The 15,608-nt window shown below is 68.0% G+C and carries 17 protein-coding genes; 5 read left to right on the top strand and 12 right to left on the bottom strand.

Translation table 11 applies throughout. From position 1 onward, the window contains the following. Nucleotides 1-43: 43 nt before the first annotated feature. From ACFVVI_RS13115 to ACFVVI_RS13095, 5 genes are all read right to left on the bottom strand, one after another. Nucleotides 44-1,039 (bottom strand): aliphatic sulfonate ABC transporter substrate-binding protein, encoded by a 996-nt coding sequence (locus ACFVVI_RS13115; protein ID WP_387445531.1) that lies wholly within the window; start codon nt 1,037-1,039, stop codon nt 44-46. Nucleotides 1,040-1,071: 32 nt separating this feature from the next. Then, the gene (locus tag ACFVVI_RS13110) at nt 1,072-1,827 is read right to left on the bottom strand and encodes an ABC transporter ATP-binding protein (RefSeq protein WP_387445529.1); all 756 of its coding nucleotides are present in this window, start codon (nt 1,825-1,827) and stop codon (nt 1,072-1,074) included. 91 nt (nt 1,828-1,918) lie between these two features. Continuing rightward, a complete protein-coding gene (locus tag ACFVVI_RS13105; RefSeq protein ID WP_379316477.1) occupies nt 1,919-2,725 on the bottom strand; it encodes an ABC transporter permease in 807 nt (268 codons plus the stop codon). 45 nt (nt 2,726-2,770) lie between these two features. Further along, nucleotides 2,771-3,193: a VOC family protein gene (locus tag ACFVVI_RS13100; RefSeq protein ID WP_378996116.1), complete on the bottom strand. Its 423-nt coding sequence runs from the start codon at nt 3,191-3,193 to the stop codon at nt 2,771-2,773. Nucleotides 3,194-3,274: 81 nt separating this feature from the next. Further along, nucleotides 3,275-3,922 (bottom strand): TetR/AcrR family transcriptional regulator, encoded by a 648-nt coding sequence (locus ACFVVI_RS13095; protein WP_387445526.1) that lies wholly within the window; start codon nt 3,920-3,922, stop codon nt 3,275-3,277. A gap of 89 nt (nt 3,923-4,011) precedes the next feature. On the opposite strand from ACFVVI_RS13095, the gene ACFVVI_RS13090 reads away from it, so the two are divergent. Then, nucleotides 4,012-5,148 (top strand): epoxide hydrolase family protein, encoded by a 1,137-nt coding sequence (locus tag ACFVVI_RS13090; protein WP_387445524.1) that lies wholly within the window; start codon nt 4,012-4,014, stop codon nt 5,146-5,148. A 103-nt stretch (nt 5,149-5,251) separates the two neighbouring features. On the opposite strand, the gene ACFVVI_RS13085 is transcribed toward ACFVVI_RS13090, so the two are convergent. Next, entirely contained in the window at nt 5,252-6,382 is a 1,131-nt protein-coding gene (locus ACFVVI_RS13085; RefSeq protein ID WP_387445879.1) for a GTP-binding protein, read from the bottom strand. A gap of 89 nt (nt 6,383-6,471) precedes the next feature. On the opposite strand from ACFVVI_RS13085, the gene thiD reads away from it, so the two are divergent. After that, nucleotides 6,472-7,320, top strand: a complete 849-nt coding sequence (gene thiD / locus ACFVVI_RS13080; protein WP_379314174.1) for a bifunctional hydroxymethylpyrimidine kinase/phosphomethylpyrimidine kinase — start codon at nt 6,472-6,474, stop codon at nt 7,318-7,320. 146 nt (nt 7,321-7,466) lie between these two features. On the opposite strand, the gene ACFVVI_RS13075 is transcribed toward thiD, so the two are convergent. Next, entirely contained in the window at nt 7,467-8,192 is a 726-nt protein-coding gene (locus ACFVVI_RS13075; RefSeq protein WP_378633734.1) for a TetR/AcrR family transcriptional regulator, read from the bottom strand. Between the two features lie 150 nt (nt 8,193-8,342). Between ACFVVI_RS13075 and ACFVVI_RS13070 the strand changes: the two genes are divergently transcribed. The 3 genes from ACFVVI_RS13070 to ACFVVI_RS13060 all read left to right on the top strand — a co-directional run bounded on the left by ACFVVI_RS13070 (nt 8,343) and on the right by ACFVVI_RS13060 (nt 12,391). Continuing rightward, the gene (locus tag ACFVVI_RS13070; protein WP_387445522.1) at nt 8,343-8,969 is read left to right on the top strand and encodes a class I SAM-dependent methyltransferase; all 627 of its coding nucleotides are present in this window, start codon (nt 8,343-8,345) and stop codon (nt 8,967-8,969) included. Between the two features lie 69 nt (nt 8,970-9,038). Continuing rightward, complete coding sequence (locus ACFVVI_RS13065) at nt 9,039-10,337, top strand: glycosyltransferase (protein WP_387445520.1); 1,299 nt, start codon at nt 9,039-9,041, stop codon at nt 10,335-10,337. Next, the gene (locus ACFVVI_RS13060; RefSeq protein ID WP_387445518.1) at nt 10,334-12,391 is read left to right on the top strand and encodes a glycosyltransferase family 39 protein; all 2,058 of its coding nucleotides are present in this window, start codon (nt 10,334-10,336) and stop codon (nt 12,389-12,391) included. The genes ACFVVI_RS13065 and ACFVVI_RS13060 overlap by 4 nt, the downstream gene beginning before the upstream one ends. Nucleotides 12,392-12,637: 246 nt before the next feature. Here the strand turns inward: ACFVVI_RS13060 and ACFVVI_RS13055 are convergent, their stop codons facing one another. From ACFVVI_RS13055 to ACFVVI_RS13035, 5 genes are all read right to left on the bottom strand, one after another. Next, on the bottom strand, nt 12,638-13,405 hold the full coding sequence (locus ACFVVI_RS13055; protein WP_387445516.1) for an SDR family oxidoreductase: 768 nt from the start codon (nt 13,403-13,405) through the stop codon (nt 12,638-12,640). A gap of 74 nt (nt 13,406-13,479) precedes the next feature. Next, a complete protein-coding gene (locus ACFVVI_RS13050) occupies nt 13,480-13,911 on the bottom strand; it encodes a PIN domain nuclease (RefSeq protein ID WP_387445514.1) in 432 nt (143 codons plus the stop codon). Further along, nucleotides 13,902-14,108, bottom strand: coding sequence for a DUF2191 domain-containing protein (locus ACFVVI_RS13045; RefSeq protein ID WP_358104280.1), 207 nt, complete (start codon nt 14,106-14,108; stop codon nt 13,902-13,904). Before ACFVVI_RS13045 ends, ACFVVI_RS13050 begins: the two co-directional genes overlap by 10 nt. Nucleotides 14,109-14,178: 70 nt before the next feature. Beyond that, nucleotides 14,179-14,793: a TetR/AcrR family transcriptional regulator gene (locus tag ACFVVI_RS13040; protein ID WP_378996095.1), complete on the bottom strand. Its 615-nt coding sequence runs from the start codon at nt 14,791-14,793 to the stop codon at nt 14,179-14,181. Nucleotides 14,794-14,797: 4 nt separating this feature from the next. Then, nucleotides 14,798-15,580 (bottom strand): enoyl-CoA hydratase family protein, encoded by a 783-nt coding sequence (locus tag ACFVVI_RS13035; RefSeq protein ID WP_378996093.1) that lies wholly within the window; start codon nt 15,578-15,580, stop codon nt 14,798-14,800. Nucleotides 15,581-15,608: the final 28 nt, after the last annotated feature.

Raw genomic sequence — 15,608 nt, 5'->3', positions numbered from 1 at the left:
CCGATCCGGTGGGATCGACGGCGCCGTGACGGCTCAGCGCGACTTACGCCTTGTCGAAGCGGGTGTCGACGAACGACTTGAAGTCGACCTTGCCGGGGATGGCCTTGGCCTTGGTGAAGGCATCCGCGATTTCCTGTTCGGAGGCGATGACCTGGTCGGTGAGTTTGATCGGCTCCTTGATCGAGCGAGTCCAGGTGGTACGGGAGGCGTCGACGCTGATCTGGGTCAGCTCGGCGTATTTGGTCGACCAGGTGTCGAGATTGTCCGAGGACCACTTGGTGGCGGCGGCGTAGCGCTGGAAGAAGTCGGCGAGAGCGGCGGACTTGCCCGCGTCGGCGACGGTCTTGTTGCCTGCCACCCAGAAGTTGTAGCCGTTGGCGGCCTGGTCGGCGGTGGCGATCGACTTGGCGCCGATCTCCTTCTCCGCGATGGCGGTGTAGGGGTCCCAGGTGGCCCAGGCGTCGACGTCACCGCGGGTGAGCGCGGTGTAGCCGTCGCCGGGAGCCAGGTAGACCGGCTCGACATCGCTCAGCGACAGGCCCGCCTTCTGCAGTTGCAGGAGCAGGTTCGCGTTGGCCGAACTGCCCTTGTAGACGGCGACCTTCTTGCCTTTGAGGGCCGCGACCGAACCGATCGTGGAGTCCTTGCCGACCAGGATCGCGTCACCCTTGCCGGTGGCCGAGAGCGCCCCGACGATCTTGATGTCGGCGTCGGCGGCCGCGCCGAAGATCACCGGGGTGTTGCCGGTTTGGGCGATGTCGATGCCGCCCGCACTCGCCGCCTCGACCAGCGGCAGACCGGCGGTGAAGGTGGAGAATTCGATCTTGTAGGGCAGGTTCTCCAGCTGACCCGATGCCTTCAGCAACACCTCGATCGAAATCGCCTTCTGGTCACCGACTTTCAGCGTGACGGTGCTCAGGTCGACCGGGCCCGAGGGCGCGGCCTCGGTCGCCGTGTCGTCGCCGCAGGCGCTCAGTGCGAGCGTTGCGACGACGGCGAGGGCAATGCCTGCCAGACGGGACATCGGAGTGCGTTTCACGGGAACAACTTTCGTGCGATGGTGCGGAGGGTTCAGTGCACGCCGAGCAGCGCAAGCAGGTGCGTCGCGTACTCGGCGACTTCCGGCGCGGCGGCGGTGCGGGGGCGTGGTAGCTCGATGGGCACGTCGGCGGCGATACGGCCGTCGTCGAGAACGAGAACGCGGTCGGCCAGGGTGATCGCCTCCAGCACGTCGTGGGTCACCAGCAGGACGCCGAACTCGCGCTGAGCGTGCAGGCCGAGGAGCAGCTCGTGCATCGTCAGCCGGGTCAGCGCGTCGAGCGCACCGAAGGGCTCGTCGAGCAGCAACAGCGTCGGCTCGGCCACCAATGCCCGTGCCAGCGCGGCACGTTGGGCCTCACCACCGGACAGAGTGAGCGGCCACGCGTCGGCGCGACCGGCGAGGCCGACCTCGGCGAGCAGGTCGCGGGCGGCTTGCTCGTCGGCACGTCGATTGCGCGGCTTCGGCCTGCCGAGGGCCACATTGCGCACCACCGGCTGCCACGGGATCAGGCGGGGTTCCTGGAAGACGATCGTCGGCCTGCCTTCGACGGAAGCCGCACCGCGAGTCGCGGTATCGAGGCCGCCGATGATCCGCAACAGCGTGGACTTGCCCGATCCACTGCGCCCGACCAGCGCGACGATCTCGCCCGCGCCGATCTCGAGATCGATCCCGTCGAGCACGGTGCGGTCACCGAATCGCTTGCTGAGAGCGGTGATCCGGGCGGCGGGCACGCGAGCCGATCGCGACGAGATGGGGGTGACGGTCGTGGCTGCGGCAGCGGTCATGGGGTGAACCTCGCGATCGAACGGCGGCGGGTAGCGGGCCTGCCTGCTCTCGGGACGGGGTGGGTCCTCGAGCCGGCGGAAGAAACGGACATCAGCGGTGCACCGCCGGGCGCCAGCGCAGTGCGCGGCGTTCGAGCAGCCGCACGATCGAGTCGGTGAGCAGGCCGAGCAGGCTGTAGACCACCAGGCCGAACACCACGATGTCGGTTCGCAGGAATTCGCGGGCATTGTTGACGACGAAGCCGAGTCCGGCACTGGCATTGATCTGTTCGGCCACGATGAGCGAGAGCCAGGCGATGCCGAGACTCTGCCGGGCGCCGACCAGGATCTGCGGCAGGGCGCCGGGGAGCACGAGCAGGCGCAGGCGTTCGGCGAGTCCGAGGTGCAGGGCACTGCCGAGTTCGAGCAGTTTCGGGTCGAGCTGGCGGATGCCCGAGAAGGTATTGAGGTACAGCGGGAAGAACACACCGAGGGCGATCAGGTAGACCTTGGGCTCCTCGCCGATGCCGAACCAGATGATGAACAGCGGAATCAGGCCGAACAGCGGGATGGTGCGGATCATCTGCAGCGGCGGGTCGACCGCGTACTCACCGATCTTGCTCAGGCCGGCGAGCACGCCGAGTACCAGCGCGAGAACCGCGCCGAGGGCGAAGCCGTACAGCGCGCGCTGGCCGGAGACCAGCAGGGCCTCGGTGAGCTGGCCGGATCGGTAGGTTTCCAGACCCGCGTCCAGCACCGCGGACGGCGCGGGCAGTTTCTTGGCCGGGATCGAGCCGCTGGCACTGGCGAGCTGCCAGATGACCAACACCGCGAGCGGCGAGAGCGCGCGCAGGAACCCGGGGCGACGGTACAGCGGGATCCGTCGCTCGCCGGTTTCGGTGGGCCTCTCCAACAGCATGCGAGCATGGTGCCCGCCCGAAGCGGTATACCGACAGGGTTCGAATCAGCTCGAGGATTTGTCGGCTCGGCTGGAGATCTGCTGCACCGCCCAGCTATTCCCGTCGGGATCGCTGAAGAAGACGAAACCGACATTGTCGAGCGGGTGCGGGACGGGCCGTGGATTCTTGCCGAGCTCGCGCACCTCGCTGACCTCGACTCCCCGCGCCACCAGCTCCGCGTGCGCCTGCTCGATATCGGGAACCACGAGTTGCAGGCCCTTCAGCGAGCCCGGCGGCATCTGCGGCACCGCCCCTTTGCCGATGACGATCGAGCAGCCCGAGCCAGGCGGGGTGAGTTGCACGATGCGCACGTCGTCGGAGATCACCGTGTCGTGGTCGACGGCGAACCCGAGCTGACGCGCGTAGAAATCTTTGGCCCGATCGATATCGGAAACCGGGACGATCACAACTTCCAGGGTCCAGTTCACTACGCGCCTCCGCGTTGCAGTCCGGGTGATGCGCCAAGTCTGCCAGCTGCATGCTCGGGAGCAGAGCCGTATCGGCGGCGGTCAGGGCTTGCGTTCCCATCGCCAGGCGAATTCACCGGTCACCGGGGGTGGGCCCGGCAACTCGCCCTCGGCGGTGAGCCCGTCCACGATCAGCGCGAGGACACGGTGGCGCAGTTCGGCGGTGCGCACCGGGTCGGGCATCGTGACGGCCGAGCAGGCCTCGAAAATCAGGCCGAGGTCGAGGGCGTCGACATCGGGCCGAAGGCGACCGCTGGCGTGGGCGCGGCGGACCAGCTCCTCGCCGGCCTCGCCCGAGTGCACGACGTCGGGCAGCATCGACTCGTCGGGCGTGAAGGTGCCCGCCAGACGCACAGTGAGCGAGTGCACGTCGGCCTCGACGACCCGTTCCAAGAATCCGACGAACCCGCGCCAGCCATCCGAATCCGTCAGCGCCGCATCGGCTTCCGCGTTGAATCGGCGTAGCCCTTCGTGACAGAGGGTGCGCAGCAGCACCTCCTTGCTCGGATACCGCCGGTAGAGCGCGCTGATCCCGACGCCCGCCCGTTCGGCCACGGCGGCGATCGGTGCGTTCGGATCATCGAGGAACACCGCGCGGGCGGCGTCGAGGATCAGTCCGTCGTTGCGCGCGGCCTGCGCCTTGCGACCGGGCAAGCGGGGCTGATCTGCGGTTTCGGTCTGGTTCGCCATGAATATCAGCCTACCACTTGAAACGGAATGCTCCGTTCTGCTACGGTTGGAACAGAACGAAACATTCCGTTTCAATTTGAGGAGTCGACATGGCCACCATCAACCCGTTCCGAATCGACGTTCCGCAGGCCCGCCTCGACGACCTCGCCAACCGGCTGCGCGGCGCCCTGTACCCCGACGAACTGCCCGGCGTCGGCGACGCCTACGGCGTCCCGGCCGGTCGCGTCCGCACTCTCGCCGAGTACTGGCTCGAGGAGTTCGATTGGCGCGCGCTGGAATCCGAGCTCAACGCCTACCCGCAGTTCACCACCGAGATCGAGGGCGAGGACATCCACTTCCTGCACATCCGCTCCTCGCGCGCCGATGCGACGCCGGTGATCCTCACCCATGGCTGGCCCGGTTCGATCCTCGAATACCTCGACGTGATCGCACCCCTCACCGAGCCGGAATCGGCCGACGCGCCCGCCTTCCACCTCGTCATCCCCTCGCTGCCCGGTTTCGGCTTCTCCGGCCCCACCCGCAGCACCGGCTGGAACCGCTACCGCACCGCCCGCGCCTGGGCCGAGCTGATGGCGCGCCTGGGCTACCAGCGCTACGGCGCCATCGGCAACGACGGCGGCTCGATGGTCTCCCCGGAGATCGGCCGGATCGCGCCCGACACGGTGATCGGCGTGCACGTCACCCAGCTGTTCTCGTTCCCGTCCGGCGACCCGGCCGAGTTCGAGGGCCTGTCCGAGGCGGATATGGCCGCGCTGCAGCATCTCCAGTGGTTCCACGAGAACAAGATGGCCTTCAATACCCTGCACAGCCAGCAGCCGCAGACGCTGGCCTACGCGCTCGCCGATTCCCCGGTGGGCCTGCTCGGCTGGAACGCGCAGCTGTTCGGCGAGTCGCTCGACGCGCAGTTCGTGATCGCGAATGTGGCGCTGTACTGGCTCACCGGGACAGCGGGTTCGTCGCTGCGCTTCTACTACGAGGACGCGCACGCCACCGAGCAGCCGACCGAGCCGACCACGGTCCCGACCGGGCTGGCCATGTTCGCCGGCGATTTCCAGTCGATCCGCCGGTTCGCCGAGCGCGACCACAGCAAGATCGTCAGCTGGAATTCCTACGACACCAGCGCGGGTACGGGCGGCGCGAACGACGCGGCCGGGCACTATGCCGCGCACGAGGCGCCCGCGGTGCTGGTCGGCGACATTCGCGAGTTCTTCGCCGGGCTGGCCTGATTCGTCCAGGTGCCGCGGCCCACGCTCCCCTCATCGGTGCGTGGGTCGCGACCCATTCGAATCATGCACCAGCGCAGTGTGATACGCGCAGCAAAGATGCCAATCAGTGATGCTCGTGCAGGTCGGCCCAGGCCGGAAACGGATCGGCGTAGCCGGTCCACGCGCTCGGGCCCGCCGCGAACTCCGCGTCGGTGAGCAGCGCGGCGTCGAGTTCGCGCCGCACGGCGGGGGCGTCGAGGCGTACTCCGATGAACACGAGCTCCTGTCCGGCAGGCACTTCCAGTTCCGACCACCACGCGCCGGGTTCGAAGGTCAGATTCGGGCCCGCCTGCGACCAGATCGCCGCCAGCTCGGGACGGCTCGCGATCCAGCAGAATCCCTTGCTGCGCAACATCCCCCGCAATCGCTCCAGCACGGCGGCGAGGCGTTGCGGATGGAAGGGCCGGTCGGCGAGAAAGGTGATGCTGCTGATCCCGTACTCCTCGGTCTCGGGAGCGTGTCCCCCCGCCAATTCCTCTGCCCAGCCTTCGGATTCGGCCGCGACCACCGGGTTGTAGCGTCCCGTGGCAAGCACCTCGCGCAGATCCACGACGCCCTTTTCGGTTCGCAGCACGTGCGCTCGCGGGTTGAGCCTTCGTACGGTCGCCTCCACCGTGGCCGCGGCGTTCGCGCTGACCAGGTCGGTCTTGTTGATCAACAGCACGTCGGCGAACTCCACCTGATCGACCAGCAGGTCCGCGATCGAGCGGGCATCACCCACGCCGGCTTCGAGGTCGCGTTCCGTGAGCGCCTGTCCGCGGACGAGTTCGGCCAGGAAGGTCGAGGCGTCGACGACGGTGACCATGGTGTCGAGGCGGGCGATGTCGCCGAGGCAGAACCCGTCGTCGAACTCCCAGTCGAAGGTGGCGGCCACCGGCATGGGTTCGGAGATGCCGGTGGACTCGATCACCAGCTGGTCGAAGCGGCCCTCGCGTGCCAGACGCGCGACGGCTTCGATCAAGTCCTCGCGCAGGGTGCAGCAGATGCAGCCGTTGGTGAGTTCGACCAGCTTCTCCTGGGTGCGGTCGAGGTGCCCCTGGCCCGCGATCAGCGCGGCGTCGATATTGACCTCGCTCATGTCGTTGACGATCACCGCGACCCGGCGGCCGTCGCGGTTGGCGAGGATGTGATCGAGCAGCGTGGTCTTGCCTGCGCCGAGGAAGCCGGACAGGACGGTGACGGGCAGAGGTGTCAGGGTGTTGGTCACGAGTTAATGATAATGGTTTTCATTTGCAGTGCCCAGGTGGGGTCTCGCGACGGCGAGTGCGGTCGTAGGGTTGGGGCGTGAAGATGTTGCCGCTGACCCCCGATGGCCAGACCCCCGTTCGCGCGCTCACCATCGCGGGCACCGACTCCGGTGGCGGCGCGGGCATCCAGGCCGATTCGCGCACCATGGCGCTGTGCGGCGTGCACGCGTGCGTGGCGGTGGCCGCCGTGACCGTGCAGAACACGGTGGGCGTCAGCGGGTTTCACGAGATTCCGCCGCAGGTCGTGGCCGATCAGGTACGGGCGGTCGTGCGCGATATCGGCATCGGCGCGGCCAAGACCGGCATGCTCGCCTCCACCGCGATCATCGAGGCCGTCGCCGGGGTGTGCCGCGAGCTCGGAATCGGGCGCGAGGGCACCATCCCCCTGGTGGTCGACCCCGTCGCGGCTTCCATGCACGGGGATCCACTGCTGCACGCGGAGGCCCTGGAGGCAGTGCGCAACACGCTGATTCCGCTGGCGACCGTCGTTACCCCCAACCTCGACGAGGTGCGTCTGATCACCGGCATCGAGGTGGTCGACGACGCCACCGCGCGCAAGGCCGCCGAGGCATTGCACGCGCTGGGCGCGCAGTGGGCGATCGTGAAGGGCGGCCACCTGCGCGCCTCGGAATTCAGCACCGACCTGCTCTACGACGGCGACACCTTCCGCGAGTTCAGCGCACCGCGCATCGCCACCGGCAACGATCACGGCGGCGGCGACACCCTGGCCGCGGCGATCGCCAGCGCGCTCGCCAACGGCTACCCGGTTCCCGACGCGGTGGAGTTCGCCAAAGAGTGGACCTACCGATGCCTCGCCGCCTCCTACGATCTCGGCGCAGGCCACGGCCCCGTATCACCGCTCTGGAGACTTCACGTCGACGCATGATCGGCGCGGCCGCGCACGGCCGAGGTATGCCTAGCGTGGCGTCCCGAACATGTCGGTACCCAGGTTCATACTGAACCCATCGCACCCCCGTCGACCCCAACGACGTGATCGACGAGAACAACGGAGTTCGTGTCGGGCGCGAGATCTCAGTCGAGACCGAAAGCCGAGCGCAGCGGTTCCGACGGGTCGATCTTGACCCCGTTGAAGCGAGCGTGCGCCTGCGCCAGCGCCGAGATGCTCTCGGCCAGATAGTCGACGAAGCGCTCGACCGGCATCGCCGATACTTCGCGCTGGTTCGCGCCGAGCCACCAGTCCGTGGCCGAAGCGACCGCACCGAAAATCGAATAGTTCACCAATTCGATCCCGGTCACGTCGATCGATTCCGTCGGCAGCAGGCCCGCGAAGAATTCCGCCGCCCGCCGCGCCGATTGGCGGGCCGCGACCAGCGCGCGTTCGGTTTCCTTGGCCTGCTGGCTGAAATGGCTGTGCAGCATGAACCGGAAGACGTTCGGATGCGCCGACACGACCGCCACGTATTCGGTGGCCGCGGTATGGACGAGTTCGCTGATCGAATCGTCGGTGAGATTCACGCTGGTGAGCACGCGCTCCCAGAGCATGTCGCGTACCCGGTCGACGATCGCGTTGTAGAGGTCGGTCTTGTCCTCGAAATGGCGATACAGCTTCGGCTTGGCCGCACCGGCCTCCTTGGCGATATCGCCCATGCTCACATCGGGCCCGACCTGATCGAGCGCCCGGAACGCGGCGTCGACGAATTCGATCCGCACCTGCACGCGATGCTCACGCCAGCGTTCGGTCCGCGCGTCGACACGACGCCGCGGCGCCTCGTCCGTCTTGGGGTAACCGCGCGTCACGGTAGTAATACTAGGGCGGGCCGTACCGCGGGTTACGCACCCCACCGAGAGCGGGAACACATTTGCTGAAACAGCAAGATTTCTGGCGCCCGTCGGAGCCGCCGATGCACTATCGGATGATCCTTTCACCCTGACTGACCAGGAGCATCGATGACCGAGACCGTGGCGAACGCCGAAGAGTTCTGGGAAGACTTCTACCGCGAACGTGCGCAGATCTGGACCGGTAACCCGAACCCCCTCCTGGTGCGCGAGGTCTCCGAGCTGACCCCCGGGACCGCCCTCGACCTGGGCTGCGGCGAGGGTGCCGACGCGATCTGGCTGGCGGAGGGCGGCTGGCAGGTCACCGCCGCCGACATCTCCGCGACCGCGATGGAGCGTGGCGCGCGCCGGGCCGCCGAGGTAGGCGTTACGATCGTGTGGGAGCGCCACGACCTCCAGGCGAGCTTCCCGGCAGGCACCTTCGACCTGGTGTCGGCGCAGTTCCTGCATTCCCCGGTGGAACTGCCGGACGAGCGGGCCGGGATTCTGCGCAGCGCGGCGGCCGCCGTCGCGCCGGGTGGCGTACTGGTGATCGGCGCGCACGCGGCCGCGCCGAGCTGGGCCTCCAGCCAGATGCACGCTCATGTGTTCCCGACCATCGAGCAGGTGCTCGAGCAGCTCGAGCTCGGGCCCGAGTGGCAGGTCGAGACCGCCGAGCTGGTCCACACCCCCTCGACCAGCCCCGACGGTGTGGTCGGCGAGCGCGCCGACAGCGTGCTGCGCCTGCGCCGCGGCTGACCACGATCCCCAGCAACCTCCCAGCTCGGTCCCAGCTCGGTGGCAGCGCGGCCATCGAGTCTGGGTGTCATGACTCAGACCGAGGCCGAGCAGAAGGCCATGCAGAGCAGCCGCGCGCCGGTGCTCGACGTAGTGATACCCGTGTACAACGAAGAGGTCGATCTCGGCCTGTGCGTGCGGAGGTTACATGCCTATCTGCGCGCCGGATTCCCGTTCACGGCCCGCATCACCATCGCCGACAATGCCAGCACCGACGCCACCCTCGCGGTGGCGGAGTTGCTGGCCGCCGAACTCGACGGCGTCGAGGTGCTGCACCTGGACGCCAAAGGGCGTGGGCGAGCCCTGCGGGCCGCGTGGGAAGCCTCGGACGCGGCGGTGGTCGCGTACATGGATGTCGACCTGTCGACCGACCTGGACGCGCTGCTGCCGCTGATCGCGCCGCTGGTGTCCGGGCATTCCGATCTCGCGATCGGCACCAGGCTCGACGCGTCGGCTCGCGTGGTGCGCGGACCCAAGCGTGAGATCATCTCCCGCTGCTACAACCTGCTGCTGAAAACCACGCTGCGGGCAGGCTTTTCGGATGCGCAGTGCGGATTCAAAGCCCTACGCACCGAGGTCGCGCGCGAACTGCTGCCGCTGGTTCGGGATGGCGAGTGGTTCTTCGATACCGAGCTGCTGGTGCTGGCCGAGCGGGCGGGTCTGCGGATTCACGAGGTGCCCGTCGACTGGATCGACGATCCCGACAGCCGGGTCGACATCATCGATACCGCGCGCAAGGACCTGCGCGGAATCTGGCGGTTGACCAGGGCGCTGACCACCGGCGCCCTCCCGCTGGACGAGCTGCGGGCAGCTGTCGGGCGGGAACCGCTGGTCGCCGGAGTACCCCTCGGCATGGTCGGGCAGCTGGTGCGGTTCGCGATCGTCGGGGTGAGCTCGACCCTCGCCTACATCGTCCTGTATCTGCTGCTGCAGCCGCTACTCGGCAGTCAGGGCGCCAATCTGATATCGCTGCTGGTCACCGCGGTGGGCAATACGGCCGCCAACCGGGCATTCACCTTCGGCGTGCGCGGACGCGGCAACGCGATCTCGCACCAGTTCCAGGGCTTGGCCATCTTCGCGTTCGGGCTGGCGGTCACCAGCGGGTCCCTGTTCGCCCTGCACCGCTGGGCACCCGACGCACCCGTGGCGGTGGAACTCACCGTCCTGATCACCGCCAATCTCGTGGCGACACTCGCTCGTTTCGTCGGCCTGCGCTGGGTGTTCCGGCACGCGGGCGCCGACCGGAGCACGAGCGTCTCGCCGGTGTTCGCAGCCACCGAGAGCGCGGAGTCGGCAGCGCGCGCGCACGCGGTGGAGGTCCGTCGATGACCACGACCATCGCACCCACCCCACCCGCCGGCATCGCGAAGACCACGCCGACCCGAAAGCGTTGGGAGCGACCCGCATTGGCGGCGTTGCTGCTCGGCACACTGATCGCCTATCTCATCAATCTGAGCGCCAACGGCTGGGCCAACGACTTCTATGCCGCTGCGGTACAGGCAGGTTCGCAATCGTGGGAGGCGTTCTTCTTCGGCTCCTCCGACGCAGCGAACTCGATCACCGTCGACAAACCGCCCGCTTCGCTGTGGGTGATGGAACTGTCGGTCCGGGTGTTCGGGCTCAACAGCTGGAGCATGCTGGTGCCGCAGGTGCTGCTCGGCGTCGCAAGCGTCGCACTGTTGTGGGCGACGGTGCGCAGATCGTTCGGACCCGCGGCGGGGTTGATCGCGGGCGCGGTGCTCGCGGTGACTCCCGTCGCGGTGCTGATGTTCCGGTTCAACAATCCCGACGCGCTGCTCGTCTTGCTGATGATCGCGGCCGCGTGGGCGATGACACGAGCGGTCGCGGACGGACGGTGGCGATGGTTGCTGCTCACCGGCGCGTTCATCGGATTCGGGTTCCTGGCCAAGCAGTTGCAGGTGCTGTTGGTGGTGCCACCGTTGGCCCTGATGTATCTGATCGCCGGACCCCCGAAGCTGGGAAAGCGGGTCGCGCAATTGTTCGCCGCCGGAGCGGCGATGGTGGCAGGCGCGGGGTGGTGGATAGTGGCGGTGGAGCTGTGGCCGTCGGATTCGCGGCCGTGGATCGGTGGGTCGCAGAACAATTCGATCATCGAGCTCACTCTCGGATACAACGGCCTCGGCCGGTTGAACGGCAACGAGACCGGCAGTGTCGGACCCGGCGGGGAACTGCCCGCCGGCGGCAACGGGATGTGGGGAAGCACCGGGATCACCCGGATGTTCGAACCCGCGCAGGGCGGTCAGATCGCGTGGCTGATTCCGGCGGCGTTGCTCGCGCTCGTGGTCGGGCTCGCCTTGCGCGGACGCGCGCCGCGCACCGATGCTCGACGGGCCGCGCTGATCCTCTGGGGCGGTTGGCTTCTCGTCACCGGACTGGTGTTCAGCTTCATGGCGGGGATCTTCCACCAGTACTACACGGTGGCGCTCGCGCCCGCCGTGGCGGCGCTGGTCGGGATCGGCGCCGTGCAGATCTGGGGTTCGCGTGATCGGCTGTGGGTGCGGTGCGCGGGCGCGGTGGCCATTGCGCTCACCACGGCGACCGCGTGGATGTTGTTGTCACGCAGCGCTTCCTTCCAGCCGTGGTTGCGCTGGACGATCCTTGTCGTCGGTGTCGTCGCCACCGTCGCGTTCGTGTTCCCACTGGCTCGCAAGCAGTCGGTGATCGTGGCGCTCGCCGCGGCCTTCCTCGGCCTCGCCGGGCCGATCGCCTACTCGATCGACACCCTCGCGTCCGCGCATTCCGGTGCGATCCCTTCCGCCGGACCGAGTTCCGGCGGGATGCACGGTATGGGGGGACCCGGTATGCGTCCCGGGGGCGACGGTGGCAGGCCCGGCGCCGACGGATCCGCGAGGGACGGTGCCGCACCTGGCGGGACGACCCCGGACGGTGCGGCCACGGGTGCGCCGGACGGTGCCGCGCTGGGGCAGGACGGCGCGGCGACGCCGGACGGTGCCGCGCAGGGAACGAACGGCGACCAGCGCATGGGTGGCGCCGGCGGATTGCTGGGCGGATCACGGCCGAGCGATCAGATCGTCACCCTGCTCGAGTCGAACGGCACCGACTACACCTGGGTCGCGGCGGCCGTCGGTTCCAACAGCGCCGCCGGGTATCAGTTGGCCACCGAACTGCCGGTGATGCCGGTCGGCGGGTTCAACGGCAGCGACCCGTCACCCACCCTCGAACAGTTCCAGCAGTACGTAGCCGACGGAAAGATCCACTACTTCGTCGCCGGTGGGCGCGGTGGTCCCGGCGGGAACAGCGCGTCGACCAGCTCGGCGATCACCGCATGGGTGACGGCGAACTACTCGGCGACGACGGTCGACGGGGTAACGCTCTACGACCTCACCCAACCGAAGTCGTAGCCGTCTCGACGACAGGCTGGGCCCGGCGGATCACCCCGATCCGCCGGGCCCAGCCTTCGTGTCGCCTCACCCCATCGCGCCGCCGGAACCCTGCGTTGCCGCCCAGATTTCATCCACCACGCAATCACAATTCGGCCCGACGTCGGAGAGCAGGGAGCAGCAGCCTTTGCACGAGCTCCCCGGGGAAGCAACATCGGACAGGTGAGCGTCGTTGATGTGCCGAGCAGCACTGGAGCGGCGAGCAGCTTAGAGCGCAGCGGCGACCCACTCGGCGAAGGAGGGACCGGCCAGGGTGGCGTGCGGGGACGGCAGGAGGGTGCCGTTTTCGAATTGCTCGCGGTCGGGGTTGGCCGAGTCGGAGGTTTCGATGATCTGTAGCGCATCGCCGCGGGTCTCGACCAGAACGGCGGCCGCACCGGCCATGGTCTCCGGCTGCGGGCCTGCGATCTCGGGGAACGGAATATCGTCGGCGGCAATCGGATTCGCGGCGAGATCGACCAGCGCCTCGGCAACTGTTCGCGCGGCGACCAGCTGGGTACGCATACCCGCAACGTAGGCGACGGAGCCTTGCGTGCCCCATCCGACCATCACCTCGACGAGTTCGTGGAACTGCGCCGCACGCAGAATCTGCACCGGCAGTGCACCTTTGAGCAGTTCCTGCTCATGGGCCAGCTTGGCGGCGTTGTACCCGGCGAGCGAACCGTCGATCCCGATGATGGACACGACCACCAGCCGCTCGACCCCGGCCCGCTCCCCCGCCGCATGCAGGTTCCGCGCGGAAGCGGTGAAGAACTCGGTCGCCACCTGCTGATCGGCCGACGGCGTACTCGACGCGTCGATAACGATGTCGACCCCGGTCAACGCCTCGTCGAGACCCGCACCGGTCTCGATGTCGACACCGTCGGCGCGCGAGAAGGCGACAACGTCATACCCACGCTCGACCAGCACATCCACCACGTGCCGACCCAGCCGCCCGGTTGCCCCCGCCACCGCGATCTTCTTCTGCTCCACCATGATCCACTCCTTCATCGCTTCTTGCGGGTTCACAGAGACGACGAAGTAGTCGACCGAAGTGTGACATCACCTGGTCACGATGTCTCGAGACTCCCCCGAGGCGCGACCCAGCGGTGATTGAGGTCCACCACCGATGCGACCGTTTCGAAATCGGAGTCGTAGTGGAACAGGACAAGGCGGTGTTCTATCGCCAACACCGAAGCGAGCAGGTCATGGATGCCGACCGCGCGGTGGCGGCCCGACCGCGCCAATTCGCGCTGGATAGCAAACGCGCTCTGCCAGTGTTCGTCGTTGGTCGGTAGATACTCGAACAGCGCGCGCCGATCCGATCGGAGCTGTTCGTATTCGACAGGATTGCGCGCGCTGTAGAGGATCTCGGCGTCGATAACGGCACAGGTGGCGACCACTCCCGCGTCGATGAGCGGCACGAGGTGACCGGCAACCTCCGGACGAGGCATTCGGGCGAGTGCGCTGGTGTCGACCAGGTATCGCGCTGTCACCGCCATACGTCGTCGCGCCGATCCTTATCGGCCATCTCTGCCAGCCCCCCGTTGATGAGCCACTCGACATGACGGGCTCGGGCCGCGGTGACCGCTGCCGAGTGCAGGGCCGCGCGCACGGTATCGGAGACGCCGGTAGTCCCGAGCGCGTCCTGCGCGGACTCGAGTAGCTCGTCGTCGATCTCGATCAGGCGTTTGGTCATCGCACAGTCCCTCGATATATATTCCCCCATGCCCGAACTATATACCTCGAAACGACCAGGTCACAAGGGTTCAGTGGGACAGGTTCAGGGCGGTGTGCAGGGTGGCGGCCCACTGGTCGACGATCAGTTTGCGGCGAGCGGAGTCGTCGGTGAGGACGTCGGCGAGGCCGAGGCCGCGGGCCAGGTCGAGGGTGGCCTGGACGAGGTGGTGGGTGACCGGGTCGGAGTCGTCGACGCCGAGGGCCTCGATGGCGCGGCGGTGGGAGATACGGCCGAACCGGGCCTCGAGGGGCAGGATGCGTTCGCGCAGGGCCGGGTCGGCGGCGGCGTGGGTCCAGACCTGGAGCGCGGCTTTGAAGAACGGGGTGGTGTAGGACTCGACGAGCGCGGAGACGACGGCGCGCGTGCGGCCCGCACCCTGGGCGACCGCGTTCACCGTTTCGGCCTCGGCCTTGGCCTGGTCCATCCGGAACTCGAACATGAACTCGAGTGCGGCCGTGATCAGATCCTCGCGGGTGGGGAAATGGTGCTGGGCGGCACCGCGCGACACCCCGGCCCGCTCGGCGACCACCGACACGGTGGCGGCTGCCCAGCCGGTTTCGGCCAGGCAGTCGATGGTCGCCTCCAGCAGCCGCTGCCGGGTGGCCCGGCTGCGGTCCTGCTTGGGTTCGTGGGGTGTCGCCATCGGACTATTGTGCCCAGCTGGGCGGACGCTTCTGGAAGAAGGCCGTCATGCCCTCGATCACCTCGGGGGTGCCGAAGAAGCTCGCCGACCGCTTGGCCAGTGCTTCGGCCTCGGCGTCGAACGTAGCCAGCACCGCCGCGTTGACCAGTTTCTTGGACTCGGCCAGTCCCTGCGGCGACCCCTTGCGCAGCTCGCCACTCAGGCGTTTCACCTCGGCGGCGGCGTCCTGCGCGGCCACGGTGACCAGGCCGATCTCCTGCGCGGTCGCGGCATCGAATTTCTCGCCGGTCAGGAAGTAGCGGCTCGCGGCCCGCTGGTCCAGCCGCGGCACCAGCGTGAGCGAGATCATGAACGGCGCCATCCCGATGCGCACCTCGGTGAGCGCGAAACTACTGCCCGGCCCCGCGACGACCAGATCGCAGGCCCCGATGATGCCCATGCCACCGGCCCGGACATTGCCGTCGATCTGCGCGATCACCGGCTTGGGCGAGGCGAGGATGCCGCGCAGCACGTCGATCATCACGCGGGTGCGCTCATCGGCGGCCACCGCGGGATCGGCGTTGCTCGCCTCCTTGAGGTCAGCGCCCGCGCAGAAGGTGTCACCGGTGTGGGCCAGCACGATGCCGCGCACGGCGGGATCGGTGGCCGCCGCGTCGAATCCGGCGAGCAACTCGCGAACCAGCCTGGACGAGAGCGCATTGCGGTTGTGCGGCGAGTCGAAGGTCAGCCTGGCGAACCCGTCGACGACCTTGTAGCGGACGAACGGTGCTTCCGTCGCGTCACTCATCGGGACTCCTGTTCATCCGGTAGGGGTG

Origin of the sequence: Nocardia sp. NPDC058114 (assembly GCF_042884695.1) — a bacterium.
In the GTDB taxonomy this organism is placed as follows: Bacteria; Actinomycetota; Actinomycetes; order Mycobacteriales; family Mycobacteriaceae; genus Nocardia.
Note: the sequence above shows the minus strand (reverse complement) of the source record. Positions and strands in the feature narration are given on the sequence as shown.

Excerpts from the sequence above, each read along its gene's own strand:
- ACFVVI_RS13110 (WP_387445529.1), bottom strand. The coding sequence starts at position 1,827 with ATGACCGCTGCCGCAGCCACGACCGTCACCCCCATCTCGTCGCGATCG.
- ACFVVI_RS13105 (WP_379316477.1), bottom strand. The coding sequence starts at position 2,725 with ATGCTGTTGGAGAGGCCCACCGAAACCGGCGAGCGACGGATCCCGCTG.
- ACFVVI_RS13095 (WP_387445526.1), bottom strand. The coding sequence starts at position 3,922 with ATGGCGAACCAGACCGAAACCGCAGATCAGCCCCGCTTGCCCGGTCGC.
- ACFVVI_RS13090 (WP_387445524.1), top strand. The coding sequence starts at position 4,012 with ATGGCCACCATCAACCCGTTCCGAATCGACGTTCCGCAGGCCCGCCTC.
- ACFVVI_RS13070 (WP_387445522.1), top strand. The coding sequence starts at position 8,343 with ATGACCGAGACCGTGGCGAACGCCGAAGAGTTCTGGGAAGACTTCTAC.
- ACFVVI_RS13065 (WP_387445520.1), top strand. The coding sequence starts at position 9,039 with ATGACTCAGACCGAGGCCGAGCAGAAGGCCATGCAGAGCAGCCGCGCG.
- ACFVVI_RS13060 (WP_387445518.1), top strand. The coding sequence starts at position 10,334 with ATGACCACGACCATCGCACCCACCCCACCCGCCGGCATCGCGAAGACC.
- ACFVVI_RS13055 (WP_387445516.1), bottom strand. The coding sequence starts at position 13,405 with ATGGTGGAGCAGAAGAAGATCGCGGTGGCGGGGGCAACCGGGCGGCTG.
- ACFVVI_RS13050 (WP_387445514.1), bottom strand. The coding sequence starts at position 13,911 with ATGGCGGTGACAGCGCGATACCTGGTCGACACCAGCGCACTCGCCCGA.
- ACFVVI_RS13045 (WP_358104280.1), bottom strand. The coding sequence starts at position 14,108 with ATGACCAAACGCCTGATCGAGATCGACGACGAGCTACTCGAGTCCGCG.
- ACFVVI_RS13040 (WP_378996095.1), bottom strand. The coding sequence starts at position 14,793 with ATGGCGACACCCCACGAACCCAAGCAGGACCGCAGCCGGGCCACCCGG.
- ACFVVI_RS13035 (WP_378996093.1), bottom strand. The coding sequence starts at position 15,580 with ATGAGTGACGCGACGGAAGCACCGTTCGTCCGCTACAAGGTCGTCGAC.